Source organism: Streptomyces sp. NPDC001941 (assembly GCF_040296945.1).
Classification (GTDB): Bacteria; Actinomycetota; Actinomycetes; order Streptomycetales; family Streptomycetaceae; genus Streptomyces.
This window is the reverse complement of sequence record NZ_JBEOYE010000061.1, coordinates 1-26,769: the sequence shown is the minus strand read 5'-3', so window position 1 is coordinate 26,769 and position 26,769 is coordinate 1. Positions and strand designations below refer to the sequence as shown.

Sequence of the window (26,769 nt, the reverse complement as noted above, 5' to 3'; positions counted from 1 at the left end):
GGTACGGGACGGAGCCCGCGCGGTCCTCAGCGCTTCGCGTCCCCCGGCGCGGGCACGGGCGCGTCGGCGGGCAGCGGCACCTCCAGCGGCGCGTGCGCGTCCGCCGGGGCCGGGAGGCCGGGCAGCTCCGGCGGGCCCGCCGACACCTCCCTGGTGCGCCGCGTCAGGTTCCGTACGTCCGGCACCAGCAGCACCAGCGCCGTCACCACCACGATCAGCGCCGCGCACCCCCACAGGGCCGTGCTCCGCCCGAAGACGTTCTCCGCGGGGCCCGCCAGGGCCGTGGACAGCGGCAGCATCGCCGTCGAGCCGAACCAGTCGTACGCCGAGACGCGCGACAGCTTGTCCTCCGGGATCTCCTGGTGCAGCGTCGTCATCCAGGCCACGCCGAACGCCTCCACCGACACCCCGCTGAAGAACATCACCAGGGCGAGGCCGGACGCCGGGAGCGGCACCGCGAGCGCCGCCGAGGGCAGCGCCAGCGGGAAGATCGACAAGGTGCCCACCAGCAGCATCCGCCGGGGCTTCCAGCGCATCATGACCAGCGCCCCGAGCAGCGTGCCCGCGCCGAACGCGGCCAGCGCCAGGCCCCACGGCCCGGGACCGCCCAGGTGCTCCTCGGCGACCAGCGGCCCGTACACCGACTCGGCGGCGCCGATCACGGCGACCACCACGGAGAACTGCAGCACGATCGACCACAGCCAGGGCCGCCCGATCACCTCGCGCCAGCCCTCGCGCAGGTCCGACAGCAGCCCGCCGCCCGGCTCGCGCGGGGCGATGTGGCTCACGTCCAGGAACGCCCGCAGCGCGCCCGCCACCGCGAACGCCACCGCGTCCACCGCCAGCACCCAGCCCGGTCCCACGACCGCCACCAGCGCCCCGCCCAGCGCCGCGCCGCCCAGGCCCGCGCCCTGCATCGCCATCCGGAACATCGCGAACGCCCGGCTGGCCTGCTCGCCGGACACGCTGGACATGAGCATGCCCTCGGCCGCCGGGTTGAAGAACGCCTGGCCGGTGCCGCCGAGCGCGGACAACAGCATCATGTGCCACAGCCTGGCCTCGCCGCTGAGGACGAGGACGGCGAAGACGCCCTGGGAGACGAAGTTCAGCGCGTTGGCCGCGACCATCACCCGGTGGCGCGGCAGCCGGTCGGCGACCGCGCCGCCGATCAGCAGGAACAGCACCAGCGGCAGCGTGCGCGCCATCGCGACCAGGCCGACGTCCCCGCCGTCGCCACCCGATTCCAGCACGGCGAACGCCGCCGCGATCAGGGCGCCGTGGGCGCCCAGGTTGGTGACGATCGCGGCGGCGGTCAGCAGCGTGTAGTTGCGCCCGGCCCAGGCGGGGCGCCGGGCACGGCGGGCGGGGGCGGCGGGAGAGGTCACTGGGGGACTATCGCCGCCCCGGGCCCGTCTTGACAAACGCTTTCGCCGCGCACCCGCTGCGGGCGACGGGCCCCGGGCGGTGGATCAGGAGGTGCCCGCGGGCGCGAGCCGTACGGTGCTCAGGATCTGCTGGATCTTGGCGTCCGGGAGCTCGTCCGCGACGCCGTCCGCCCCGTACAGCACGAAGGAGGCGAAGTCGCCCTTGGCGTTCTTGAAGGAGAACGCGATGGACTTGCCGTCCGTGACGCACTTGTTCGTCTTCTTGATCCCGGGGGCGACGGCCGTCGCGACGCTGCCGGCCAGGCCGGACTTGGTGGTGTACGGCACCGCCTTGGTGATCTTGATGGTGCCCTTGGGCATCTTCTGCGCGTACCCGGCCCACACCCAGTTGCCGGCCTCGTTGTAGGCCGCCTCGTCGGTGTTCTTGGCGCCCTGGCCGCCCTTGGTGCCGGCCGAGCTCAGGACGTAGTTCTCCTTGGAGCCGTTGGCGTCGGAGTCGACGGTGCACCACTCGCGCTTGAGGTACGACGGCGAGGACATGGTGACGACCGGGCTGCCGTCCTGCTTCTTCTCGTCCTCGAAGAAGGTGATGCTGCCGGTCTTGGCGACCTCCCAGTCCGGCGGCACGTCGAACTGCGTCCCGTACTTCGGGTTGTAGACGACCTTCCAGCCCGGGATCGTCGGCTTGGCGGCGGAACCGTCGCGCGGGTTGTCCACGGCGGGGGAGGAGCCGCCCGCCGCGGGCTTGGAGGCGGAGGAGCTCGCGGCCGGCTTGTCGCCGCCAGCGGTGTCCTTCGCGTCGTCCTTGCCGAGCACCAGGTAGCCGGTCACGCCCGCGGCGACCACGACGGCGGTCGCCGCGACGATCGCGATGACGGTGGTCTTCTTCTTGTCGCCGGACCCGCCGGGGCCGGGCGGGCCGGGCTGCGCGCCGGGGCCCGGGTACTGCGGAACGGTCGGCTGCTGGTACGGGTTGGGCTGCTGCGGGTAGCCGGGCTGCTGGTACCCCGCGCCGGGCACGGTCGGCGGCTGCTGGGGCTGGCCGGGCTGCTGCGGATAGCCGGGCTGCTGGTACCCCGGCTGCTGATAGGGGTTCGGCTGCTGGTACCCCGGCTGCTGGTACGGGTTCTGGTTCTGGTCCTGCGGGTTCTGCTCGCCCCCGGGCGGCTGCTGTCCTGGCCACATGGGGCGTAACGATAGAGGGGTGGCGGGAACAGTGCTACGCCCGGCCCCGGGAGGAGTGCGTGAAGGGATGGCCAAGACGTACTACTCATGGGTAACATCCGGGTGCATGACCGCAGATCAGTTCAACGTCGGCGAGTTCCTCACCGCCTCGGTCCCCATGGTCGCCACCCTCGGCCTGGAGTACCTCGAGACCACCGACCAGCGCGCCGTGCTGCGCATGACGGACCAGAAGGCGTACCACAACCACGTCGGCGGGCCGCACGCCGGAGCGATGTTCACCCTCGCCGAGTCCGCCAGCGGCGCCATCGTGATCGCGGCCTTCGGCGACCAGATGAGCCGCGCCGTGCCGCTGGCCGTCAAGGCCGAAATCGGCTACAAGAAGCTCGCCAAGGGCGACCTCCTCGCCACCGCGACCCTCGGCCGCGCCAAGGCCGAGGTCCTCGACGAACTCGACGCCGGACAGCGCCCCGAGTTCCCCGTCCACGTCGAGATCACCCGCGCCGACGGCGCCGTCACCGGCGAGATGACCATCACCTGGACGCTGCGCCCGAACTCCTAGGCAACCGCTCGCGCAAGGAGGGCCGCCGCCCGCACACCGGGCGGCGGCCCTTTCGCGTACCCGTCCCTCGCGTTCGCGTGCCTGTACCTCGCGCGGCGGCCCTTCCGCGTGCCCGGGCGTGCGCGTGTCCGTACGTTCGCGCGCCCGGTCCACGCGCGCGTACCCGCGTCGGAGGTGTCATCGGCGTGTCACCCGACAAGTGACGCATAGTGCGCTTGTAGCTCATTCCGTCTTTCACGTGACAAGAGCGACGCCATGCGCCCCCGCCCCTCCCTCCCCAAGGAGACGCCGCCGTGCCCGAGGTGACCCGAAGAACCGCACTGGCCCTGCTCACCGGCGCCGCCACCCTCGCCGCGGCCGCCACCACCCGGCTCACCACCACCGCCCGCGCCGCGAGCCCCGCCGCCCGTCGCCTCCGGCGCGCCCGCACCGCCCGCGTCGACGAACTCCTGCGCCGCCTCACCCTCGACGAGAAGATCTCCCTCCTGCACGGCGCCAAGGACCCCCAGGGCCTCGCCGGAGCCGGCTACCTCCCCGGCGTACCCCGCCTGCGCATCCCCCCGGTCCGCCTCGCCGACGGGCCCGCCGGCGCCCGCGTCGACAAGCACCCCGCCACCGCCCTGCCCGCCCCCGTCCTGCTCGCCTCCGCCTTCGACCCCGGCCTCGCCCGCCGCTACGGACAGGTCATCGGACGTGAAGGACGCGCACTCGGCCAGGACGTCCTGCTCTCCCCGATGGTCAACCTCATCCGCACCCCCTACGCCGGGCGCAACTTCGAGACGTTCTCCGAGGACCCCCTCCTCACCTCCGACCTCGTCGCCGAACAGATCCGCGGCATCCAGGGCGAAGGCCTCATCGCCACGGTCAAGCACTTCGCCCTCAACAACCAGGAACACGACCGCATGACCGTCGACGTCCACGCCGACGAACAGACCCTGCGCGAGACCGAGGCCCGCGGCTTCGAATCAGCCGTCCACGCGCGCGTGGGCGCCGTCATGAGCGCCTACAACAAGGTCAACGGCACCTACGCCGCCGAGAACGCCCCCCTGCTCACCCGACTCCTGCGCGACACCTGGCACTTCGACGGCTGGGTCATGAGCGACTGGTACGCCGCCCACTCCACCGCCGCCGCCCTCGCCGCCGGACTCGACATGGAGATGCCCGAGGGCCTGCGCTACGGCGCCGCCCTCGCCAAGGCCGTACGCGACGGCAGCGTCCCCGCCGCCCACGTCGACCGCGCCGTCCGCCGCGTCCTCACCACCCTCGCCCGCTTCGGCCACCTCGACGACACGCCCCCCGCCCGCCCCGGACGCGACCCCCGCGCCGGCGCCCGCGTCGCCTACGACGTCGCCGTCGCCGGAGCCACCCTCCTCCGCAACGAACAGCACTTCCTGCCCCTCACCCCGGCCGTCAGCAGCCTCGCCGTCATCGGCCCCACCGCGACCCAGCCCTTCGTCAGCGGCGGCGGCAGCGCCCACGTCGTCCCCGACCACGCCGCCGGCCCCCTCGACACGCTGCGCGCCCGCGCCGGACAGCCCGTACGCGTCACCCACGCCCTCGGCGAGGACCTCTACGGCAAACCCCTGCCCCCCACCGCCCTCGCCCCCGCCACCGACCTCGACGCCCAGGGCGTCGCCCCCGGCGCCACCTTCGACTACCGCGGCACCCTCACCGCCACCGAAGGCGGCGAATGGACCTTCACCGTCCACTACAGCGGCGAACGCCCCACCGTCCGCCTCGACGGCACCGACCTCTTCCCGGTCCGCCTCGGCGTCAACGAGTTCTTCGCCGGGGGCCTCACCGCCAACGCCCCCGACGGCCTCGACGTCCGCCGCGCCACCCTCGCCCTCACCCCCGGCCCCCACCGGCTCACCGTCACCGCCAAGGGCGGCGCCAAGGGCCAGCTGTTCCGCCTGCGGCACACCACCGGAGCCACCCGCGCCGCCGACGTCGCCGAGGCCGTACGCGCCGCCCGCGCCGCCCACACCGTCGTCCTGTTCGCCCACGAGGACGCCACCGAGGGCCAGGACCGCACCACCCTCGCCCTGCCCGGCCACCAGGAAGCGCTCATCGACGCCGTCACCGCCGCCAACCCGCGCACGGCCGTCGTCCTCAACACCTCGTCCGCCGTCACCATGCCCTGGCTCGAACGAGCCCCCGCCGTTCTCCAGATGTACTACCCCGGCCAGGAAGGCGCCGCCGCCACCACCGCCGTCCTCTACGGCGACGCCGACCCCGGCGGCCGCCTCACCCAGACCTATCCCGCCGACGAGGACAGCCACCCCGTCGCCGGCGACCCCCGCCGCTACCCCGGCAGCCACGGCACCGAGGAGTACGGCGAAGGCATCCACACCGGCCACCGCTGGTACGACGCCCACGACGTGCGGCCGCTGTTCCCCTTCGGCCACGGACTCTCGTACACCACCTTCGCGTACGAACACCTCACCGCCACCCGCGTCCCCGGCGGCGTCGACGTCACCCTCACCGTCCGCAACACCGGCGGGCGCACCGGCACCACCGTCGCCCAGGTCTACGCGGGACCCTCCCCCCACCTCACCCTCGACCAGCCCCGCCGCCTCCTCGCCGGATACCGCCGCCTCGAACTCGCCCCCGGGGACGGCCGCCGCGTCACCCTCCGCGTCAACGATCGCACCCTGTCCTCCTGGGACCCCCACGCCCACCGCTGGACCCTCGGCACCGGAACGCGCACCCTGCACGCCGGAACGTCCTCGCGCGACCTGCCCCTCACCACTCGCGTCGACATCACCCCGGCGGACGCCCCCGCCGACGCCGAAGGACCCGCGGACGCCCGCAGGCCCGCGGACCGGACGGCTCCCGGGCGGGCATGACGCCCGCACCGAACCGGTAGGCTTCCCCGGCGTGCGCGCACCGCACGCGCACGCCGGGGAAGCCCGCGCCCGCCGGACCACCACCCGTCGGCGCACACCCCGGCGCACTTCCCGCCGGGGGAGCGCAACGCGAACGACCCCGCACGCGTCTACACCCACGCGTCCGCACCCACGGCGCCAGGGCGACGCCGCACCCGCGGGCGCCGCCCGCACCACCACACACGGGAGGAACTGCCTTGCACGTCCAGGAGTGGCTCGAGACCGTCCCCGCGGTCAGCATCTACCTCCTGGTGGGGGTGGTCATCGGACTGGAGAGCCTCGGTATCCCGCTGCCCGGCGAGATCGTCCTCGTCAGCTCGGCCCTGCTCGCCTCGCAGCACGGCGACATCAACCCCTACGTCCTCGGCGCCTGCGCCTCCGCCGGAGCGATCATCGGCGACTCCATCGGCTACGCCATCGGACGCAAGGGCGGCCGCCCGCTGCTCGCCTGGCTCGGCGGCAAGTTCCCCAAGCACTTCAGCGAAGCCAACATCTCCATGGCCGAACGGTCCTTCGAGAAGTGGGGCATGTGGGCCGTCTTCTTCGGCCGCTTCGTCGCCCTGCTGCGCATCTTCGCGGGCCCCCTCGCCGGCGTCCTGCGCATGCCCTACTGGAAGTTCCTCATCGCCAACGTCCTCGGCGGCATCCTCTGGGCCGGCGGCACCACCGCCGTCATCTACTCCGTCGGCGTCGTCGCCGAAGCCTGGCTCAAGCGCTTCTCCTGGCTCGGACTGCTCCTCGCCGTCCTCATCGGCGTCGTCTCCATGCTGGTCCTCAAGAACCGCGCCAAGAAGGCGGCGGCCCGCCACGAGAGCGCCCAGACGGCCGCCGGCGCGGCATCCGCGGCGGCCGAGTAGGGCCTCCTCATTCGGCTGTCCGGTGTGACCGGGGCCGGTACGGAGGGCGTACGCACGCACACGCGTACGCCCTCCGTACCGGCCCCGCCGGTGTTTCTGGCACCCGGCGGCTCACACCGGCGCGGCTCGTCCCGGGGACGGCTCACCCGGAGACGGCTCACCCGGGGACGGCTCACCCGGGGACGGCTCACCCGGGGCCCGGCCGCCCGTCACCCCTCGTGCGCCGCCCGGTGGTCGCGCGCGAGCCCCAGGTACATCGCCGCGTTCAGCTTGATGCCCTCGCGCTCCTCCTCCGTCAGCTCACGCCGCACCTTCGCCGGGACGCCCGCCACCAGCGACCCCGGCGGCACCACCATCCCCTGCGGCACCAGCGCCTGCGCCGCCACCAGCGAACCCGCGCCGATCCGCGCCCCGTTCAGCACCGTCGCGCCCATGCCGATCAGACAGTCGTCCTCCACCGTGCAGCCGTGCAGCACCGCGTTGTGCCCCACGGACACCCGCTCGCCCACCGTCACCGGGAACCCCGGGTCGACGTGCACCGTGCAGTTGTCCTGGATGTTGCTGTCCGCACCCAGCACGATCGGACCGCAGTCCGCCCGCAGCACCGCGTGGTACCAGACGCTCGCGCCCGCCGCCAGCGTCACCTCGCCCAGCACCACCGACGTCGGCGCCGCGAACGCCTCCGGATCCACCTTCGGCTCCTTGCCGCCCACACCGCTGACCAACGCCCGCTCCGTCATCGCACCGCTCCTCATAGGGTCCGGGTCCACACAAGGGTCCGGAAAAGGTCCACCGGCCGGTCAGAGCGGCCGTGGGTTCCGTGTCGCGCCGTACGCACGTTAGTCGCACACCCGTTCAGCAGGCAGTACGGGCCGGGGTGGGGCGAACATCACAGCCCCGCCCGCTGATCGCCTCCCGCCCCGCCGACTACCGTGTCCGCGTGCCCAAGAAGCGGAACACGTTCTCGTCCCTGGCCGCCTGGCGGCGCCGCGCCCTCGCCCGCGCCGTCCAGGGCGGCTGGCAGTGGATCCAGAACACCGGCTCCGTCACCGCCGACCACCCCGGCCGCCTCGCCTTCCGCCGCATCGGCACCGGCACCCGGCTCGCCTTCCCCCAGGGCACCGTCTTCGGCGAACAGTGGATCGAGATCGGCGACCACTGCATCATCGCCGAACAGGTCACCCTCACCGCCGGAATGATGCCCGGCCTCGACCTCGGCCCCGACACCGTCCTCACCCTCGGCAACGGCGTCGTCCTCGGCCGCGGCAGCCACGTCATCGCCGACACCCGCGTCACCATCGGCAACGACTGCTTCTTCGGCCCCTACGTCTACGTCACTTCCACCAACCACAGCTACGACGACCCCGACGAACCCGTCGGCCGCCAGTGGCCCCGCTCCGCCCCCGTCGAGATCGGCCCCGGCTGCTGGATCGGCACCAACGCCGTGATCCTGCCCGGCGCCCGGCTCGGCCGGAACGTCGTCGTCGCCGCCGGAGCCGTCGTACGCGGCGACGTCCCCGACCACTCCGTCGTCGCCGGAGCCCCCGCCCGCATCGTCCGCAGCTACCACCCCGACCACGGCTGGCAGCCGCCCCTGCGCACCCCCGCACCCGTCCCCATCCCCGAGGACGTCACCCCCGAACAACTCGTCGCCCTCGCCGAATGGGAGGACGAGGAACAGCACGAGCAGCACGAGCCGCGGGGCCAGCACGAGCCGCGGGAACAGCAGGCACGGCCGGAGAACGCGGCCCACGGGACCGCGGACTCTCCCGCCCGCTGAGACGCCCGCGCCGCCGCCCCCACGCGCTGTTACGGTGCCCGCATGCGCGCACCCATCGGAGACTTCGACAACGCCCGCCCCTGCCCCGACTGCCTCGACGCACTCACACCCCCCGTCGCCGACGCCGTCCGCGCCTGGCAGGGTCCCGTCCCCGCGCAGCAGTTGCTGTACGTCGACACCGACCCCGACATCGCCGACACCGCCGCCTTCGTCGAGCACTACGGCAAGGACCTGATCGAAACCTCCGCCAACTGCGTCGTCGTCGCCGGCCGCCGCGGCGGTGAGACCACCCTCGCCGCCTGCCTCGTCCTCTCCCACACCCGCGTCGACGTCAACGGAGTCGTACGCCGTCAACTCGACGCCCGCAAAGCCTCCTTCGCCTCCATGGACACCGCCACCGGCGAGACCGGCATGGAGTACGGCGGCATCACCCCCATCGGCCTGCCCGCCGACTGGCCGGTCCTCGTCGACGCCGCGGTCGCCGACACCGAATGGGTCCTCATCGGCAGCGGACGCCGCCGGGGCAAGCTCATCGTCCCCGGCAAGGCCTTCGCCCAGCTCCCCGGCGCCGTCGTCGTCGAAGGCCTCGGCACCCCGGCGAACTGATACGAGCACGAGCACGAGCACGGGCACGCGGGGCGCCCCCTCACCCCGCCTCCCGCTCCAGCGCCGCCCGTAGCCACACGTCCGTCACCCCCGCCGTCACCTCCCCGGACAGCTCCGCCACCACCTCCCAGTAGCGGTCGAGCACCGGATCCGACACATGCACCATCAGCGCACTCAGCTCCCGCCGGAACGCCCCGGTGTCCCGCCGCCCCCGCGCCCGCGCGTGCGCCGCCACGTAGCAGTCCAACGCCTCACCCCCACCCGGCACCCGCCCCGCCCGCACCCCCGGCGACGCCAGCGCGTGCGCCTCGAACAACCCCTCGTACAACACCCCCGGACGACACGCCCGCGTACTGTCCGCCCCCTGGAACGCCACGTACGACAACGGCGACGCCCGCCGGGGACGCGCCACCAGGTCGTGCAGCCGCGCGAACCCCACCACCTGCTCGGGAGACGGATCCTCCGGCACCCCCGGCACCGCGTGCGCGAGCACCCGCGCCAACTGCCGCTCCGGCAGCCCCCACGGCAGCACCCGCCGCCAGAACCGGGCCAGAACCGACGCGTCCGGCGGTCCGTCCAGCGCCCCCACCAGGCGCAGCCGCTCCACCCGCTCATCCGCCGGGCAGTCCCGCAGCGCGCGCAACCCGGCCTCCCGCCACCGCAGGGCCACCACCTCCGCCCCCACCTCGCGCAAGCGCCCCGCCAGCACCCCCTCCAACGCCTCGTGCCCCGCCAGCGCCCGGCCCACCTCCGCCACCGGCACCCCCAGCCCCCGCAACGACCGGATCAACCGCAGCCGCTCCAACGCGCCCTGCCCGTAACGCCGATGACCCCCGGCACTGCGCACCCCCTCCGGCAGCAGCCCCCGGTCCGAGTAGAAGCGCACCGCCTTCACGCTCACACCCGCCCGCTCGGCCAGCTCGCCGATGCTCCACACCCCGTCGCCCCCGACCACAGCGCCCACCCCACTTCAAGTCCGCGCTTGAACCTCCCGTTAAGGGAGTTCCTACGGTACGGCCCGGCACTGACACCCGCCGGGACCCGGCACCCGTGCCGAACCGCCCCACGGGCCCCACGAAGACACGAAGAAGGGCAGGCGCACCCCATGACGACGACCTTCGTCCTGGTCTCCGGGACCTTCACCGGAGGCTGGCTCTGGCATGAACTCGCCACCCACCTGCGCGCGGCCGGAGCCGAAGCCCACCCCGCCACGCTCACCGGCATGGGCGACCGCCGCCACCTCGCCCACCCCGGCACCGGCCTCGACACCCACATCGAGGACCTGGTCCAGCTCATCGACCACCTCGACCCCGCAGGGACCCCCGAGGCCGTCCTGGTCGGCCACTGCTACGGCATCTGCCCCACCGTCGGCGCCGCCGACCGCCGCCCCGAACGGGTCTCCCGCGTCGTCTACCTCGACTCACCGCTCCCCGAGGACGGCCGCTCGCTCCTCGACCAGATCCGCGAGGACATGCCCGACAGCGAGCCGCGCACCCGCATGCTCACCCGGATCGCCCAGGCCGAGGACGGCTGGCGGATACCCGCGCCCGCCCCCGGGGACTGGGACGCCTGGGGTGCGGCCAACGACCTCCCGGCCACCGCCGGCGCCCTCCTCCAGCGGATGGCCGCCCCGCAGCCCGCGCGCACGTACACCCAGCCGCTCGGCCTCACCGGCGCGGCCCGCACCCTGCCCGCCACCGGCATCTTCTGCACCGCCGGCGGCACCACCGTCGACACCGTCCAGACCATGGCCGACACGGGCGACCCGCGCGTGCAGTGGCTCATCGACGAACGGACGACCTTCTTCGACCTCCACACCGGCCACTATCCGATGCTCTCCGCCCCCGCGGAACTGGCCGCACTGCTGCTGCGCGCGGCAGCCGGGGAAGGACGCCGCCTCACGCGCGCGTGAGCGCGGGGCGGGGCCGACGGGTCAGCCGAGCTTGGGGATCTCGATCGCCGGGCAGCGGTCCATGACCATGTCCAGGCCCGCCGCGCGCGTACGCGCGTACGCCTCCTCGTCGACCACCCCGAGCTGGAACCACACCGCCTTGGCCCCCTTGGCGACCGCCTCGTCGGCGACGGCACCGGCCAGCTCCGAGTTCACGAACACGTCCACGACGTCCACCGGGAACGGGATGTCGGCGAGCGAGGCGTACCCCTGCTCCCCGTGCACCGCCTCCGCCTTCGGGTGCACCGGCACGATCCGCTTCCCGAACCGCTGGAGCACGGCCGCCACGCCGTAGGCGGCCCGCGACTGGTTGTTCGACAGTCCGACCACCGCCCAGGTGTCGCCGTCGGTGGTGAGGATCTTCCGGATCGTCTCTGCGTCTGCGTACATGCCCGGACAACGGACGGCCCGCACGGTCCATTCCCACCCCGCCCACCTGGGCGCATAGGGTGGAGGGCATGCAGGAGCAGTACCGGACGATCGCCCAGGCGGGCGTGCACGAGACCGAGGTCAACCGCTCGCGCTTCATCTGCTCGCTGGCCCCGGTGGCCACGGAGGAGGAGGCGCAGGAGTTCATCGCGGGGGTGCGCAAGGAACACCCGACGGCGACGCACAACTGCTTCGCGTACGTGATCGGCGCCGACGCGTCGGTCCAGAAGGCCAGCGACGACGGCGAACCCGGCGGCACGGCGGGCGTCCCCATGCTCCAGATGCTCACGCGCCGCGAGATGCGGTACGTCGCCGCCGTCGTCACGCGCTACTACGGGGGCGTGAAACTGGGCGCGGGTGGGCTGATCCGCGCCTACGGCGGCGCGGTCGGCGAGGCCCTCGACGCCCTGGGCGCCGTCACCCGCCAGCGCTTCCGCCTGGCCACGGTCACGGTCGACCACCAGCGCGCCGGGAAGCTGGAGAACGATCTGCGCGCGACGGGCCGCGACGTGCGCGAGGTCACCTACGGCGAGGCGGTCACGATCGAGATCGGCCTGCCGGACGCGGACGTGGACCTGTTCCGCGCCTGGCTGGCGGACACCACCGCGGGGACGGCCAAGCTTGAGCTGGGGGGCGAGGCGTACGGGTGAGGCGCGGACGTCCGGCACCGGACACCGTCGCACCGGGGCGATGACGGCTGACCACTGACAGCTGACGGGTGACGGCTGACAGATGGTGCCTGACGGATGTCAGATGACCAGATGTCCGATGCCAGATGTCAGGTGACGGATAGCGGGCGACAGATAACAGATGGTGATGTCTGTCAGCTGTCAGCTGTCAGCTGTCAGCTGTCAGCCGTCAGCCGTCAGCCGTCAGCCGTCGTCTGTCGTCTGTCGTCTGTCGTCTGTCATCCCCACCCCGACCGCCCGTCATCGCCGACCCGGTTGCGGGGTCCGTGCGGGAGATGGGGCTCGGCGGCGTTAGCGTGGTGGGTGCTGTCGCACGGGCCCAGGTCATCGAAGTGAGGTATCCGTCCCTTGAGAGTGCTGCACACCTCGGACTGGCATCTGGGACGGTCGTTCCACCGGGTCGGCCTGCTCGACGCGCAGGCCGCCTTCCTCGACCACCTCGTGGCCACCGTGCGCGAGCGCGAGGTCGACGTGGTGCTCGTCGCCGGTGACGTCTACGACCGGGCGGTGCCGCCGCTGGCGGCGGTCGAGCTGTTCGACCGGGCCCTGCACCGGCTCGCCGAGGCGGCGGTGCCCACCGTGATGATCTCCGGCAACCACGACTCGGCGCGCCGCCTGGGCGTGGGCGCGGGGCTGATCGAGCGGGCCGGGATCCACCTGCGGACGGACCCGGCCGGTGCCGGGGTGCCCGTGGTGCTGGCCGACGCGCACGGCGACGTCGCCCTCTACGGGCTGCCCTACCTCGAACCCGCCCTGGCCCGTGGTGAGTTCGGCGTGGACCGGGCGAGCCACGAGGCGGTGCTCTCGGCCGCCATGGACCGGGTGCGCGCGGACCTGGCCCAGCGCCCCTCCGGCACCCGCTCCGTCGTCCTCGCGCACGCCTTCGTCGCGGGTGGCGAGCCCAGCGACAGCGAGCGCGACATCACCGTCGGCGGCGTCTGCGCCGTACCGGCCGGGGTCTTCGACGGGGTCGACTACGTCGCCCTCGGCCATCTGCACGGCAGCCAGCGGGTCAGCGAGCGAGTGCGCTACTCGGGCTCCCCGCTGGCGTACTCCTTCTCCGAGGTGGACCACCGCAAGAGCATGTGGCTGGTCGACCTCGGTGCCGACGGGCGGATCGAGGCCGACGAGCGCGTCGACTGCCCGGTGCCCCGGCCGCTGGCCCGGCTGCGCGGCCGTCTGGAGGACCTCCTGGAGGACGAGCGCCTCGCCCCGCACGAGGGGTCCTGGGTGGAGGCCACGCTCACCGACCCGGTGCGCCCCGCCGAGCCGATGGCGCGGCTCGCGGCGCGCTTCCCGCACGTCCTGCACCTGGTCTTCGACCCCGAGCGGTCCGAGGACGACCCGGAGGCGTCCTACGCCGAGCGGCTGCGCGGCCGCACCGACCAGCAGATCGCGGAGGACTTCGTGGCGCACGTGCGCGGCGGCTCAGGGCCCGACGAGCGCGAACGGACCGTGCTGCGCGGCGCGTTCGACGACGTGCGGGTCGACTCCGCCGAGCGCGAGGTGGCCACGCCGTGAGACTGCACCGCCTGACCGTGAGCGCCTTCGGGCCGTTCGCGTCCGCCCAGGAGATCGACTTCGACGAGCTGTCCGCCGCCGGGCTGTTCCTGCTGCACGGGCCGACCGGCGCGGGCAAGACGTCCGTGCTCGACGCGGTGTGCTTCGCGTTGTACGGGGCGGTGCCCGGGGTCCGGCAGGGCCCGGGGACCTCGCTGCGCAGCGACCACGCCGCCCCCGGGACGTACACCGAGGTCACGCTCGAACTGACCGTGTCCGGGCGGCGGATGGAGGTGACCCGGCGGCCCGCGCAGCCGCGCCCGAAGAAGAAGGGCGAGGGGTTCACCACCGAGAAGGCGCAGAGCTGGCTGCGCGAGTACGACGCCGAGGGCGCCCAGTGGCGCGCGGTGAGCCGCTCCCACCAGGAGATCGGCGAGGAGATCGGGCAGCTGCTCGGCATGAGCCGCGAGCAGTTCTGCCAGGTGGTGCTGTTGCCGCAGGGCGACTTCGCGCGGTTCCTGCGGGCCGACGCGGAGGCGCGCGGCCGGCTGCTCGGGCGGCTCTTCGACACGCGGCGGTTCGCGGCGGTGGAGGACCGCCTGGTGGAGTTGCGCCGCGCCGCCGAGAAGGAGGTGCGCGCCGGGGACGAGAAGCTCCTCGGCCTCGCCCAGCGGATGGCGCAGGCGGCGGGCGGTGCGGCCGATCCGTGGCCGCAGCCGGAGCAGCGGCCCGGTGATCCCGGGCTCGCCGAGGCGGTCCTTGTGTGGGCGGCGGTGGCCCGGGCGGGCCTGCGCGAGCGCCGCGACACGGCGGCGCTGGCCCTGTCGGCGGCCGAGGGCCGCCAGTCGGCGGCCCGGCTGCTGCTCGACGAGGAGCGGGAGCTCGCCGAGCTGCAGCGGCGCCACCTGGACGCGCGCCGTCGCGAGGGCGAACTGGAGGCGCGCAGGCCGGAGTTCGAGCGGTGGCAGGCCCGGATGGCGCTGGGCCGCAAGGCCGAGCGGGTCGCCCCGGCGCTGGCCCTGCGGGACGACGCCGAGCGCGCGCACCGGGAGGCCGACACCGAGCGCCGCCGCGTCCGGAGCGGTCTGCGGCCGGACCTCGCCGACGCGGGCGTGGAGCAACTGGCCGCCCTGGAACGGTCGTTCCGCGAGGACCTGGGCCGCCTGGACGCGGCGCGCCGGGCCGAGGCGCGGGCCGCCGAGATCGACGAGGAGCGGTCCCGGCTGGACCGGCAGGCCCGCGCCGACGACGAGGTGATCCAGGAGGCGGCCGGGTGGCTGGACGGCTGGGACGCGGCCCGGGCGCGCCTGGAGGAGCGGGTGGAGGAGGCCAGGTCGTCCGCGACGCTGGCCGAGCAGCTGGCGGGGCGCCTCGATCCGGCGCGCCGCAGGCTGGCCGCCGCCCGTCGCCGCGACGAGCTCGAAGGCGAGGAGCGCGCGGCGGGGGAGCGGCTCGCGGCGGCCCGGGAACGGGCTGGCGACGCCCGTGAGCACTGGCTCGACCTGAAGGAGCGCAGGCTGCGCGGCATGGCGGCGGAGCTCGCGGCCGGACTGGTGGACGGCGAGCCGTGCGCGGTGTGCGGCGCGGTCGGCCATCCGGACCCGGCGCGGGCCGAGGGCGCGCGGGTGGACCCGGCCGCCGAGGACGCCGCCTACGCGGCGCTCACGGGCGCGGACGCGGACCGCGCGGAGGCGGAGCGCCGGCTGGCCGTGGTCGGCGAGGCGCTCGCGGCGGCCCGCGCGGAGGCGGCGTCCGGCGGCGGAGCCGACGCGTCCGAACGGGAACTGGCCGACGCCGTCGAGGAGTTGCGGCGCGCCCACGCCGGGGCCCATGCCCTCGCGGCGGGTGCCCACCCGGCGCGCGAGGCGCTGGCCCGGGCCGAGCGCGAGCACGCGGAGCGTCTGGAGGCCCGGCGCGGTGCCGAGCAGCGGGTCGCCGCCCGGCTCTCGCGCCGCGAGGCCCTGGAGCACGAACGGGCCGCCCTGGAAGAGGAGTTGGGCCGGGTGCGGGACGGCGGCACCGGCAGCGTCGCCGAGCACGCGCACCGCCTTGAGCGGCGCGTCGCGATCCTGGAGGAGGCCGCGGAGGTGGTGCGCGGGGCCGAACTGGCCGCGCAGCGCCTGAAGGAGGCCGACGACCGGCTGGCCGACGCGGCGTTCCGCGCCGGGTTCGACACCCCTGCCGCCGCGGCCGGTGCGCTGCTCGACGACGCCGCGCACCGGGACCTGCAGCACCGCGTCGACGCCTGGCAGGCGGAGGCCGCGGCCGTCTCCGACCGGCTCGCCGAGCCGCGCACCCGGGAGGCCGCCGAGCGCGCCCCGGCCCGCCCGCAGGAGGCGCTGGCGTCCTACGAGGGCGCGGAGCGGGCGGTGCGCGAGGCGGCGTCCGCGCTGTCCTCCGTACGCGACCGTGGAAGTGAACTGGCCCGGCTCTCACGGCAGTCGGAGGCCGAGGTGCGCAGGCTCGGGCCGTTGCGCGAGGAGTACGACCGGGTGGCGCGGCTGGCCGGGCTTGCGGCGGGCACCTCGGTGGACAACGAGCGCAAGATGCGCCTGGAGTCGTACGTCCTGGCGGCGCGCCTGGAGCAGGTGGCCGCCGCCGCGACGGTGCGGCTGCGGCGGATGTCGGCGGGCCGCTACACGCTGGTGCACTCCGACGCGCGCTCCGGCGGGCGCCGCGCGGGCCTGGGGCTGCACGTGGTGGACGCCTGGACGGGCAGCGAGCGGGACACGGCGACGCTGTCGGGCGGCGAGACGTTCTTCGCCTCCCTGGCGCTGGCGCTCGGCCTCGCGGACGTGGTGACCGACGAGGCAGGCGGCGTGCGCCTGGACACGCTCTTCATCGACGAGGGCTTCGGCAGCCTGGACGACCAGACGCTGGACGAGGTGCTGGACGTGCTGGACTCGCTGCGCGAGCGGGACCGCTGCGTGGGGATCGTCAGCCACGTCGCCGACCTGCGCCGCCGCGTCCCGGCACAGCTGGAGGTCGTGAAGGAGCGCGGGGGCTCGGCGGTGCGGCTGCGCACGGGCGGCGGCTGACCGGCCCGCGGCCCGCCCCGGGCGGCCGGGGACGCCGGCCCGGGGTGTCAGTGGCCGATCGCGCGGCGCGGCAGCGGCGAGGAGTAGACGACGCTGGTGGTCACCGAGCCGAGGGCGCCGATCCGGCCCGAGACCTCCTCCAGGTGACCCATCGAGCGCGCGGCGACCTTGAGGACGAAGCAGTCGTCGCCGGTGACGTGGTGGGCCTCCAGCACCTCGGGGGTGGCGTCGAGCAGGTCGTGGAACGGCTTGTAGTTGCCGTTGGGGTAGCGCAGTCGGATGAACGCCAGGATGGGCAGGCCGAGGCGCTCGGGCTCGACCACCGCCGTGTACCCGGCGATCACCCCGGCCTCCTCCAGCCTGCGTACCCGCTCGGTGACGGCGCTGGGCGACATCGAGACGGCGCGCGCCAGCTCGGCGAAGCTGGCCCGGCCCTGGGCCTGCAGGGCTTCGAGGATGCGCCAGTCGGTGGCGTCCGGGGAATATGCGTTCATGGGGCAGGAATAGCAGGGGATTCCCCGGCAGATCAAGAGGAGGGCCGGGGATCGTCCCTTCAGTTCCCTGCTTGATGATCATAGATTTTCAGCCATGACGACGACGCAGACCACCACCGCCCAGCTCCCCGTGAACCCCGTCCTGCGGGTGCCCCCGGCCTCCCCGGCCGCGGCCGCCGCCTACTTCTCCGCGAGCCTCGCCTTCCACGCCGACGTCTCCGACGTCGCGGGCGCGCTGGCCGCCGAGGGCGACCCGGGCTTCGTGGTGATCGACTCCCGCTCCACCGCCTCCTGGGACCAGGGCCACGTGCCCGGCGCCGTGCACCTGCCGACCGCGCAGATCGCCGAGCAGGCGGAGAAGCTCCTGGACAAGTCGGTTCCGGTGGTCACCTACTGCTGGGGCCCGGGCTGCAACGGCGCGACCCGCGCCGCGCTCGCCCTCGCCGAACTCGGCTTCCAGGTCAAGGAGATGCTCGGCGGCTTCGAGTACTGGGTCCGCGAGGGCTTCGCGTACGAGACCTGGGAGGGCCCGGCCCGCTCCGACGCCGACCCGCTGACCGCCCCCGTCGACTCCGACGACTGCGGCTGCTGAACGAGGCCCCGGAGCGCGGACGTTGATCGTCCGTCGCCCGAGGTCCCGTCACCGTACGACCGTCGGCGTCCGCCGTACGAAACGGGCGTCGGCCCCCGTGACCCGGTCGCGGGGGAGGGCCGCGCGCAGGACGACGTCGAGCGCGGCGTCGTCGTCACAGGCGTAGTGCCCGCTCGCCCAGGCCGCGTTGGCCTCCACGACCGCCCACCGGCCGTCGACGAGGCCCACGTCCACCACGATCGCGCCGGGCAGCCCGGGCCGGGCGGCCACGCGCGCGGCGAAGTCGAGCACGTCCGCGCGGCGCGGGTCGGCGTCCAGCGGGGCCACGTCGAGCTCGCCGCGCACCGCGTAGCGGCTGCCGGTGGCGACCTCGCCGTCGAGCAGGAAGAGCCGGTACTCGACCGAGAACGCCACGACCTCGCTGACCAGCACCGGGGTGGCGTCGTCGGCCGCGTCGGGGCCGGGCAGTCCGCTGCCGTCCGGGTAGATCCGGGCCGGGAAGCTCTTGTCGTTGGGCGGCTTGACGAACGCCGGACGGCGCAGCTGCCTGGCCCGCCCCAGCGTGCTGAACTCCACCTCGCGCAGCGTCAGTTCGTACGGGAGCGTGGCCAGCCAGTCCTCCGGCGCCTCCAGCAGCGCGAGCCCCAGGTCCGCGCCGACGGCGTCGGCGAAGAGCGGCCCCGCGTACAGCGAGGCGCCCGGGTCGCCGACGCGGCCCTCGGGCACCCGCCAGTCGCGCAGGGTCAGGGCGCTCATGCCGCGGCGCCGGGCCGCGGCGGCCAGGGCGTTGCCGGTGGCGGTGGTCCTGGGGGAGAGGTAGAGCGTGCGCATGGCAGCAGAGACTGCCGTACGCGGACGTGCCCGGCACCTGCTTTTCGCGCGGGCCCTTCGCGCGGGCGGCCGTCGTGAGGCGGTCGCCCGCGGTCGTCGCCGCGCCGTCGCCGGGTGCCGACGGCGAGCGCGTCCGGTCGAACGGCGGCGGTCGGCCGTGGTCGTGGAGCGGCACGCGCGGTCGCCGGTGTGCCGATGGCGACCGCGGCGGACAACTGCCCTCACAGCCGCGCCAGTTCCTCCACCAGGTCGTCGAGGCCGAGCGGGCCCTGGGAGAGTGCCGCCATGTGCCACGCCTTGGCGTCGAAGGCGTCCCCGTGGGCCGCGGCCGCCTTCTCGCGGCCCAGCAGCCAGGCCCGTTCGCCCAGTTTGTAGCCGATGGCCTGGCCCGGCATCGACAGGTAGCGGGTCAGCTCGCTCTCGATGAAGTCCGCCGGGCGGCTGCTGTGCCGCTGGAAGAACTCCTGGGCCAGCGCGGGCGTCCAGACCTCGCCCGGGTGGAACGGCGAGTCGTCGGGGATGGTCAGCCCCAGGTGCATGCCGATGTCGATGATGACGCGACAGGCACGCATCATCTGGCTGTCCAGGTAGCCCAGCCGGCGCTCGGCGTCGGGCAGGAAGCCCAGTTCGTCCATCAGGCGCTCGGCGTACAGCGCCCAGCCCTCCAGGTTGGCGCTGACGCCGCCGATCGTCGCCTGGTAGCGGGAGAGCCGGTCGGCGACGTGCGCCCACTGGGCGAGCTGGAGGTGGTGGCCGGGGACGCCCTCGTGGTACCAGGTGGACACCAGGTCGTACACCGGGAAGCTGGTCTCCTCGCCGACCGGCAGCCAGGTGCGGCCGGGGCGCGAGAAGTCCTCGCTGGGGCCGGTGTAGTACGGGGCGGCGGCGCCGCCGGGCGGGGCGATGCGGGACTCCACCACCTTGACCCGCTCGGCGAGTTCGAAGTGGGTGCCGTCCAGCGCCTCGATCGCCCCGTCCATCAGCTCCTGCAGCCAGACCCTGACCTCTTCGACGCCGTGGATGCGGGTCCCGTGCTCGTCGAGGTGGGCCAGCGCCCGCCAGGGGTCGGAGCCCGGCAGCACGCGGTCGGCCTCGGCGCGCATCTCGCCGATGAGGCGGTGGTACTCGGACCAGCCGTACGCGTACGCCTCGTCCAGGTCCAGGTCGGTGCCGTTGAAGTAGCGCGACCACCGGCGGTAGCGCTCGCGGCCGACGGTGTCGGGGGCGCCGGCGACGGCGGGCGCGTACACCTCGCGCATCCAGTCGCGCAGCGAGGCGTAGGCCTCGCAGGCGATCCGGGCCGCCTTGTCCAGCTCGGTGCGCAGGGACTCGGGCCCGGGGGCGACGAAGTCCTCGAACCAGTTGGTGCGGGTGCCGTCCGCGCCGGTCCACTCGGTCAGCTGCTCGATGAAGGTGGCGGTGGGTCGGGGTCCGCCGAACAGGCCCCGCTCCAGGCCGAGTTCGAGCGAAGCGCGGTAGCCCTCCAGTGCCTGCGGGACGGCCCGCAGGCGCTGTGCGACGGCCGTCCAGTCCTCCGCCGTGTCGGTCGCCATCACGGTGAACACGATCCGCGCCGCGTGCGCGGGCGAGCGCATGTTGCTCACCGCGCACAGGCCCTCCTGCGCCTCGTGCACCGCGAGTTCGGCGTTCAGGCGCTCCCGCAGCAGCCGTCCGCACCGGCGCTCCGCGTCGCTGTCCGCGCCGGGCCGGCGCTCCGCCTCGTCGAGCGCGGCCAGGGTGCGGCGCGCGAGTTCGGCCACGGCCTCCTGGCCGGCGGGCGTGAAGTCGGGGAGCCGCCCGGCGCTTTCCTTGACGCCGAGGTAGCTGCCGGTGATCGGGTCGAGGGAGATGAGGGCGTCGACGTAGGCGTCGGCGACCTGGCGGGGAAGCGGGGTGAGGGTGTCTGGCATGGGGTCATCCTCGTCTGGGCGGTGCGACGGCGCCATCCTCATTCGATCTCACTCGGCTGACAAACGAGCGCCCTGGGCGGGTGGCAGAAGCGGACCGCAGTCCCACTGCTGGAAAATCAGGTTGGTCTCCACGCGGGCCACCTCGCGGCGTGAGGTGAACTCGTCGAGCACCAGTCGTTGCAGGTCAGCGGTGTCGGCGACGGCGACGTGCACCAGGTAGTCGTCGGGGCCCGCGAGGTGGAAGAGCGCGCGGGACTCCGGCAGTGCGCGAATGCGTTCGACGAATGGCCCGACGAGCTCGCGCCGGTGGGGCCTCACCTGCACCGAGAGCAGCGCTTCCAGGCCACGTCCGAGTTTGGCCGGATCCAGTCGGAGCTGGTGCCCCAGGACCACCCCGGAGCGGCGCAGCCGGGCGACCCGGTCCAGGCAGGTGGAAGGCGCGACCCCGACGGCCGCGGCGAGCTCCCGGTAGGTGGTCCGGGCGTCGTTCTGCAACAGGCGCAGAATGTGCAGATCCACCGGGTCCAGTGCGACAGAATCGGCCATCGGGCGAACGTAGCACGGGGATCTGCCGCTACCGTCCGGTAGTTGTTCAGGCTGCGGGCCATGGAAGCCGACAACGTGACGCATGCGGGCCAGGAGTACGCGGGCCAGGGGTACGGGGACGGGGAGTACGCGGACCAGGGGTACGGGCGCGAAGGGTACGGCGACGGGGCCCGCGGCGGCGACCCGTGGGCGCTGGCCACCGCCGCCGTGCACGCGGGCCGCGAGGACCTGGTCGCCCTCGGCGTGCACGCCCCGCCGCTGGACCTGTCCACCACCTACCCCAGCGCGGACGCGGCCGGTGAGGCCGCCCGGCTCGACGCGTTCGCCGCGACCGGGGCCCGCCCGGACGGCCCCCCGGTGTACGGGCGGCTGGACAACCCGACGACCGCCCGCTTCGAGGACGCCCTGGCCCGGCTCGAAGGGGCGGGCGCGGCCGTCGCGTTCGCCAGCGGGATGGCCGCGCTGTCCGCGGTGCTGCTGGCCCGCGCGAGCCTCGGCCTGCGGCACGTGGTGGCCGTGCGCCCGCTGTACGGGTGCAGCGACCACCTGCTCACCGCCGGACTGCTCGGCACCGAGGTGACCTGGACCGACCCGGCGGGCGTCGCGGGCGCGCTGCGGCCCGACACCGGCCTGGTCATGGTGGAGACCCCGGCCAACCCGACGCTCGCCGAGACCGACGTGCGGGCCCTGGCGCTCGCCTGCGGCGAGGTCCCGCTGCTTGTCGACAACACCTTCGCCACGCCGGTGCTCCAGCGGCCCCTCGAGCAGGGCGCGCGGATCGTGCTGCACAGCGCCACCAAGTACCTGGGCGGGCACGGCGACGTGCTCGGCGGGGTGGTGGCGTGCGACGAGGACTTCGCCCGGACACTGCGCCTGGTCCGGTTCGCCACCGGCGGCGTACTGCACCCGCTGGCCGGCTACCTGCTGCTGCGCGGCCTGTCGACGCTGCCCGTACGGGTGCGCGCGGCGTCGGCGACCGCCGCCGAACTGGCCCGGCGCCTGGCCGCGCACCCGCGCGTGGCCCGGGTGCACTACCCGTCCGTCGGCGGTGCGATGGTCGCCTTCGAGGTGGACGGGGACCCGCGCGCGGTGATCGCCGGGGTGCGGCTGGTCACCCCGGCGGTCAGCCTCGGCAGCGTCGACTCGCTGATCCAGCACCCCGCTTCGATCAGCCACCGCATCGTGGGCGAGGCGGAGCGCCGCGAGGGCGGCTTCGGCGAGCGGCTGCTGCGCATGTCGGTCGGCCTGGAGGACGTCGAGGACCTGTGGCGGGACCTGACGCGGGCGCTGGACGGCGCCCGGCCGCCCGGCGCGGCGGGCCGGGGCGCCGCCGGTGCGCGGGTCGGCGCCGAGGTCGCGGTCGGTTAGGGCGGCGGGCCCCGGTCGGCGGGCGCCGTGACGGCCGGCCGGGGTCAGCGCGTCCGGCGCGGGCGGTCGGCGCGCTCGGACGGCTCCGCGGGGGCCTTGGTCCGTACGGGAGTCGAGCCCAGGCGCGCGGTGATGACCAGGGTGCCCTCCTCGATCTGGTAGTCGAGCGGCAGGTTCAGCCCGCGCATCGCGGCGACCATCCCGGTGTTGGAGGACTGCGTCACCGCGTACACGCTCTCGCAGCGCGCCTCCACGGCCATCTCGACCAGCCGGCGCAGCAGTTCGGCGCCGATGCCGCGGCGCTGCCAGTCGTCCTCGATGAGCAGCGCGACCTCTGTCTCGTCGCCGTCCCAGAGCAGGTGGCCCAGGCCGACGAGGCGGCCGGATGCGGTCTGCACGGCGAGGGTGCGGCCGAAGCGCGGGCTGAGCAGGTGGGAGAGGTAGCGGTCGGCGTCGCCGACCGGGCCGTGGTAGCGCAGGCCCAGGGTGCGCTCGGAGCAGCGGTCGTGCATGGCGCGGGCGGCGACGAGGTCGCTCTGGTCGGCGCGGCGCAGGGTGATCTCGTTGCCCTCGGGGAGGGTGAGGACGTGCTGGCCGTTCGGCACGCGCGGGCCCAGCCGGGCGTCCAGCTCCACCAGGGCGCGGGCTCGGGCGAACTCGGTGGGCGTGAACGGCAGGTGCGGGCGCTCCACCGTGATCGCGCCGCCGCGCGGGTCGCGCAGCCGCATCACGGTCCCCTCCAGGACGCCCTCGACGGGGGCGGTGGCGCCGGTCGGGCGTCCGCTGAGGGAGACGGCGGGCAGCGAGTGGATGGTGCAGCGGCCCAGCAACTGGCGCAGGGCGAGCGGGAGTTCCGCGGCGTCCAGGGCGGTGCGGGTGGCCAGGCCGAGGACCCGGGTGGGGGTGTCGACCAGGTCGTGGGCGTCGGCGCGCTCCATCCAGGTGCCGGTGCCGCCGGCCTCGCCGACGGCCCGGCTCAGCTCGGTGCTCTCCAGGGCGGCGGGGGCGCGCAGCAGGAACTCGTCGACGGTGCCGTCGGCCAGCGGGTGCGTCTGCAGGGTGAGGATGTCGACGCGGTGGCGGGCCAGTGCGGTGCACAGGGCGGCCAGGCTGCCGGGCTGGTCGCGCACGGTGGTGCGCATCCGCCACAGGGCGGTGGCGCCCCGTCCGCCGTCCTCGGATGCGGCGGGTGCGGGGGTGGACGAGGTGCTGCCGGACGCCGCCCGTCGGGCGGCGCCGGTATCGGTGCGTGGCGCGGTCGGCGGTTCCAGGCCGTGGCGCCGTGACCACCACAGGTGGAAGGCGACCGTGGCCATCAGGGCGGTCGCCGAGGCGACCAGCAGGAACGGCCCGTCGGGGCCGTGCCCGATCATGTTCGCGATCGCGTCGGCCACCGCCACGGCGATGAACAGGGCGGCCAGCTCCACGGCGTCCCGCCGCCAGTGGTGGCGGCGGGCGCGCTTCGCGGCGTGGGTGTCGGTCTTCTCCGTCAGGTCTGCCATGGCATCACTGTGACGGAGCGGTGTTGCGTGATCACAAACGCTTTGTGACTGATGGGTTAAGCGACAGTCTGAACCGTTAGGAGTTGATTTCTTCCGTTTGTGCCGTCCGGTGATCGGCGTACTGACCGGTCGCGTTCAGCAGCCTGCGCGCTTGTACGACCAGCTGCGAGCCGCCCCGCCGAGCGGCGGCTTCCGCAAGGCCCGGCAGCGGGCCCGGGCTGCCGCTGCGCTCGGCGCAGTCCGCCGCCACCGCGAGTATCTCGCCCAGGCCCCGCACGGGCGAGTCCCCTGCGAGCAGAACCGGGAGCGTGGAGCCCAGTACCCCGCCCACCGTCGCGTACGCCCCCGTGGCCGCCGCCGTGCGCAGCGCGTCCGCCAGCCGGTTCGGCTTCACCGTCCCCAGCCGCACCAGCTCCGCCAGTTCGGCGCCCAGCACCCGCACGTCCAGCTGCCCGCGCACGGCCAGCACGAGCAGCGCGTCCACGGCGACCAGCCGGTCGTCCGCGCGCCGCGCGCCGAACCCGGTGGCCAGCGCCAGGTGCAGGGCGGGCCCGGCCGGACCGTCCCCTACCCCGGCCTCGCCCTCGGCGAGCGGCAGCAGGCAGGTCGTGCCGCCGTCCCACTCCGCGTCCGCCGTCGCGGTGACCCGGCTCAGCAGCCAGGCCGCCAGGTACTCGCGGTCGTACGGCAGGACCGCGAGCCAGTGCGCGTCGTTCTGGAACCAGTGGTGGCAGTCCGCCGACGTCGGCGAGTGCGGGCGCCCCAGCCAGTGGAACGAGCGCGGCATGTCCCGCTGGAAGGCGAGGCGCTCACGGGTCTCCAGGACCACCCGGGCGGTGCCGGGCCGCCGCCAGGACCAGGTGGTGCGGGCCGGGTCGTCGGGCGCGCTGATCCGGCGCAGCGCGGGCGGCGCCGGATCGTCCCCGGCCAGCCAGGCGGCCAGCCGGCCGCCCTCACGCGTCCCGATCCGGGCCGCCTCGGCCGCCGCCTCCGGCTGCCCGCGCCGCACCCGCAGCAGCGCCTGGGCGAAGTCCACCGGACCGGGCTCCACGCCCCGCTCCGCGTACCCCCGCAGCCGGTCCACCAGTTCCCGCGCGTCCAGTGCGCCGGTGTGCCAGGTCGGCGTGGCCAGCAGGAACGGCGGCGCGTCCGTCACCACCCGCGCGGCCGCCTCGCGCGCCCGCGCCGCGGGTATCCGCGCGAGCGCCTCGTGCACGCAGCGCGGCCCGTCCTGCCGCTTGGCCCGGTACTCCCGGGCGACGGCCTCCCCGGGCTCGGCGCGGGTGAGCGCCGCCACCACCGAGGCCACCGGCCCCAGTTCGTCACCGGGCCCGTGGGCGCGGCGGTACCACCAGGTGTGCGAGGCGATCTCGTCCAGCTCGCGGGCCAGCGCCGCGCGGTCGCGGTGCGCCTGGCGGACCAGCCCGTCCAGGATGCGCTCCACGTCGGCCACGCTGCCGTGCGCGGAGTCCCGCCAGAAGGCGCTGTCCGAGCGCAGGTGCAGCGCCACCTCCTCGACCAGCTCGGCCAGATCGGTCAGCGGCGGACCCAGCGGGCGCGGCACCGGCAGCGGCGGCAGCACCTCCTCGTAGGGCGCGTCGCCGCCCCCGACGACGTCCGCGCCGAACACGTCCGCGGCGGCCGGCTGGTGCGCCGGGCTCAGCAGCGCCGCCGCGCCGGCCAGTTCGGCCAGCACGTCCGCGTCCACGTCCCGCGCGTGCCGGGCGACCAGCTTCAGTGCCCGCTCCTGCACGGTGGTGTCCTCGTGCCCGAACGCCTCCGCCACGGCCGGCAGCAGCTCCGCCGCCGACCCCGGCTCGCGCCGCAGCACCTTGCCCAGCAGCGTCAACTGGGCGCGCACCAGCTTCTTCTCGGTACGGAACAACAGCGCCGCCGACGCCTCGGCGAGGGTCCGCGCGGGCAGCTCGCCGGCCTCCGCGAGCCGCGCCAGCGCCTGCTGGGCGCGGGCGGCCACCGTGGACGGCGCGTCCGCGGCCATGCCCACCCAGTCCGCCGTGTGCGCCCGCTCCTCCTCGGCGGTCAGCTCCAGGCGCTCGACGAGGACCAGGAAGAACTTCAGGTCGGCCGGGCGCCCGCCGCGCAGCAGCCGGGCCACTGCCGCGTCCACCAGCAGGGAGCGGGCGACCACGCCCTCCGCCGCCAGGGCCACCAGGGCCCTGGGCCAGCTGTCGGCCGACTCCGAGGACGCCGTCCAGGCCAGCGGCCTGGCCAGCTCCGCGGTCTCGAACAGGCGCGGTACGAGCAGCGGTGTCTGCGGGTCGGTGCGCAGCTCGCGCAGCAGCCCGCCGCGACGCTCCGCGCCCGCCCAGCCGCGTACGTACCCGTCGGTCAGCGGCACCTCGGCGCGGGCCATCCGCACCAGCTCGCGGACCACCGGGTAGTCGTCCTCGGCGGTGGAGGCGCGGGCGGCGAGCCGGTGCGCGACGTCGCCCAGCCAGGCCGGGTCGCGGTCGGCGAGCAGCGGCAGGAGCAGTCCCCTGGGCAGCCGGTCGCCCTGGCGCAGGTCCCGGGCGCCGAGCCAGGCGGCGGCCGCGGCCGCGCCGGTGTGGCAGGCGGCGCCCGCGAGGAGCACGGCCCGGCCCACGCTGGTCGATCCGCTTGCAGTTGATCGTCATCGTGCGCACCCCGAGGTCGACCA

Annotated in this window: 22 protein-coding genes; 11 read left to right on the top strand and 11 right to left on the bottom strand. The window is 74.8% G+C overall.

Annotation, left to right across the window (positions count from 1 at the left end):
• Positions 1-26: 26 nt before the first annotated feature.
• Both ABT160_RS31855 and ABT160_RS31850 read right to left on the bottom strand, forming a co-directional pair.
• Positions 27-1,385: an MFS transporter gene (locus tag ABT160_RS31855; RefSeq protein WP_351651407.1), complete on the bottom strand. Its 1,359-nt coding sequence runs from the start codon at positions 1,383-1,385 to the stop codon at positions 27-29.
• Positions 1,386-1,469: 84 nt separating this feature from the next.
• Positions 1,470-2,570: a DUF8017 domain-containing protein gene (locus ABT160_RS31850; protein ID WP_351651406.1), complete on the bottom strand. Its 1,101-nt coding sequence runs from the start codon at positions 2,568-2,570 to the stop codon at positions 1,470-1,472.
• A 106-nt stretch (positions 2,571-2,676) separates the two neighbouring features.
• Between ABT160_RS31850 and ABT160_RS31845 the strand changes: the two genes are divergently transcribed.
• From ABT160_RS31845 to ABT160_RS31835, 3 genes are all read left to right on the top strand, one after another.
• Positions 2,677-3,129: a DUF4442 domain-containing protein gene (locus ABT160_RS31845; protein ID WP_351651405.1), complete on the top strand. Its 453-nt coding sequence runs from the start codon at positions 2,677-2,679 to the stop codon at positions 3,127-3,129.
• A gap of 293 nt (positions 3,130-3,422) precedes the next feature.
• Positions 3,423-5,978, top strand: coding sequence for a beta-glucosidase family protein (locus tag ABT160_RS31840; protein WP_351651404.1), 2,556 nt, complete (start codon positions 3,423-3,425; stop codon positions 5,976-5,978).
• Positions 5,979-6,214: 236 nt separating this feature from the next.
• Complete coding sequence (locus ABT160_RS31835) at positions 6,215-6,874, top strand: DedA family protein (RefSeq protein ID WP_351651403.1); 660 nt, start codon at positions 6,215-6,217, stop codon at positions 6,872-6,874.
• Between the two features lie 209 nt (positions 6,875-7,083).
• Here ABT160_RS31835 and ABT160_RS31830 read toward each other — a convergent pair whose 3' ends face one another.
• Complete coding sequence (locus ABT160_RS31830; RefSeq protein ID WP_351651402.1) at positions 7,084-7,614, bottom strand: gamma carbonic anhydrase family protein; 531 nt, start codon at positions 7,612-7,614, stop codon at positions 7,084-7,086.
• A 200-nt stretch (positions 7,615-7,814) separates the two neighbouring features.
• Here ABT160_RS31830 and ABT160_RS31825 point away from each other — a divergent pair, with 200 nt between their 5' ends.
• Both ABT160_RS31825 and ABT160_RS31820 read left to right on the top strand, forming a co-directional pair.
• On the top strand, positions 7,815-8,654 hold the full coding sequence (locus ABT160_RS31825) for an acyltransferase (protein WP_351651401.1): 840 nt from the start codon (positions 7,815-7,817) through the stop codon (positions 8,652-8,654).
• 42 nt (positions 8,655-8,696) lie between these two features.
• Entirely contained in the window at positions 8,697-9,260 is a 564-nt protein-coding gene (locus ABT160_RS31820) for a YbaK/EbsC family protein (protein WP_351651400.1), read from the top strand.
• A gap of 40 nt (positions 9,261-9,300) precedes the next feature.
• Here the strand turns inward: ABT160_RS31820 and ABT160_RS31815 are convergent, their stop codons facing one another.
• Complete coding sequence (locus ABT160_RS31815) at positions 9,301-10,224, bottom strand: helix-turn-helix domain-containing protein (RefSeq protein WP_351651399.1); 924 nt, start codon at positions 10,222-10,224, stop codon at positions 9,301-9,303.
• Between the two features lie 141 nt (positions 10,225-10,365).
• On the opposite strand from ABT160_RS31815, the gene ABT160_RS31810 reads away from it, so the two are divergent.
• Positions 10,366-11,172, top strand: a complete 807-nt coding sequence (locus ABT160_RS31810; RefSeq protein WP_351651398.1) for an alpha/beta fold hydrolase — start codon at positions 10,366-10,368, stop codon at positions 11,170-11,172.
• A gap of 21 nt (positions 11,173-11,193) precedes the next feature.
• On the opposite strand, the gene ABT160_RS31805 is transcribed toward ABT160_RS31810, so the two are convergent.
• Entirely contained in the window at positions 11,194-11,601 is a 408-nt protein-coding gene (locus tag ABT160_RS31805; RefSeq protein ID WP_351651397.1) for a CoA-binding protein, read from the bottom strand.
• Positions 11,602-11,669: 68 nt separating this feature from the next.
• On the opposite strand from ABT160_RS31805, the gene ABT160_RS31800 reads away from it, so the two are divergent.
• The 3 genes from ABT160_RS31800 (at position 11,670) to ABT160_RS31790 (ending at position 16,867) form a co-directional block, all read left to right on the top strand.
• On the top strand, positions 11,670-12,290 hold the full coding sequence (locus tag ABT160_RS31800) for a YigZ family protein (RefSeq protein WP_351651396.1): 621 nt from the start codon (positions 11,670-11,672) through the stop codon (positions 12,288-12,290).
• Between the two features lie 387 nt (positions 12,291-12,677).
• Positions 12,678-13,850 carry an exonuclease SbcCD subunit D gene (locus ABT160_RS31795; protein WP_351651395.1) on the top strand — a complete coding sequence of 391 codons (1,173 nt, stop codon included), beginning with the start codon at positions 12,678-12,680 and terminating at the stop codon, positions 13,848-13,850.
• Complete coding sequence (locus ABT160_RS31790; RefSeq protein WP_351651394.1) at positions 13,847-16,867, top strand: AAA family ATPase; 3,021 nt, start codon at positions 13,847-13,849, stop codon at positions 16,865-16,867. Before ABT160_RS31795 ends, ABT160_RS31790 begins: the two co-directional genes overlap by 4 nt.
• A 47-nt stretch (positions 16,868-16,914) precedes the next feature.
• Here ABT160_RS31790 and ABT160_RS31785 read toward each other — a convergent pair whose 3' ends face one another.
• Positions 16,915-17,361: an Lrp/AsnC family transcriptional regulator gene (locus ABT160_RS31785; RefSeq protein ID WP_351651393.1), complete on the bottom strand. Its 447-nt coding sequence runs from the start codon at positions 17,359-17,361 to the stop codon at positions 16,915-16,917.
• A gap of 94 nt (positions 17,362-17,455) precedes the next feature.
• Here ABT160_RS31785 and ABT160_RS31780 point away from each other — a divergent pair, with 94 nt between their 5' ends.
• On the top strand, positions 17,456-17,953 hold the full coding sequence (locus ABT160_RS31780) for a rhodanese-like domain-containing protein (RefSeq protein WP_351651392.1): 498 nt from the start codon (positions 17,456-17,458) through the stop codon (positions 17,951-17,953).
• A 48-nt stretch (positions 17,954-18,001) separates the two neighbouring features.
• On the opposite strand, the gene ABT160_RS31775 is transcribed toward ABT160_RS31780, so the two are convergent.
• From ABT160_RS31775 to ABT160_RS31765, 3 genes are all read right to left on the bottom strand, one after another.
• The gene (locus ABT160_RS31775; protein ID WP_351651391.1) at positions 18,002-18,784 is read right to left on the bottom strand and encodes an ATP-grasp domain-containing protein; all 783 of its coding nucleotides are present in this window, start codon (positions 18,782-18,784) and stop codon (positions 18,002-18,004) included.
• 221 nt (positions 18,785-19,005) lie between these two features.
• Positions 19,006-20,694 carry a DUF885 domain-containing protein gene (locus tag ABT160_RS31770; protein ID WP_351651390.1) on the bottom strand — a complete coding sequence of 563 codons (1,689 nt, stop codon included), beginning with the start codon at positions 20,692-20,694 and terminating at the stop codon, positions 19,006-19,008.
• Positions 20,695-20,742: 48 nt separating this feature from the next.
• Complete coding sequence (locus tag ABT160_RS31765) at positions 20,743-21,240, bottom strand: Lrp/AsnC family transcriptional regulator (RefSeq protein ID WP_351651389.1); 498 nt, start codon at positions 21,238-21,240, stop codon at positions 20,743-20,745.
• 60 nt (positions 21,241-21,300) lie between these two features.
• Between ABT160_RS31765 and ABT160_RS31760 the strand changes: the two genes are divergently transcribed.
• Positions 21,301-22,608, top strand: a complete 1,308-nt coding sequence (locus ABT160_RS31760; RefSeq protein WP_351651388.1) for a trans-sulfuration enzyme family protein — start codon at positions 21,301-21,303, stop codon at positions 22,606-22,608.
• Positions 22,609-22,652: 44 nt separating this feature from the next.
• On the opposite strand, the gene ABT160_RS31755 is transcribed toward ABT160_RS31760, so the two are convergent.
• Positions 22,653-24,110 carry a GNAT family N-acetyltransferase gene (locus ABT160_RS31755; RefSeq protein WP_351651387.1) on the bottom strand — a complete coding sequence of 486 codons (1,458 nt, stop codon included), beginning with the start codon at positions 24,108-24,110 and terminating at the stop codon, positions 22,653-22,655.
• A 76-nt stretch (positions 24,111-24,186) separates the two neighbouring features.
• The gene (locus ABT160_RS31750) at positions 24,187-26,715 is read right to left on the bottom strand and encodes a DUF6493 family protein (protein WP_351651386.1); all 2,529 of its coding nucleotides are present in this window, start codon (positions 26,713-26,715) and stop codon (positions 24,187-24,189) included.
• Between the last annotated feature and the right edge of the window lie 54 nt (positions 26,716-26,769).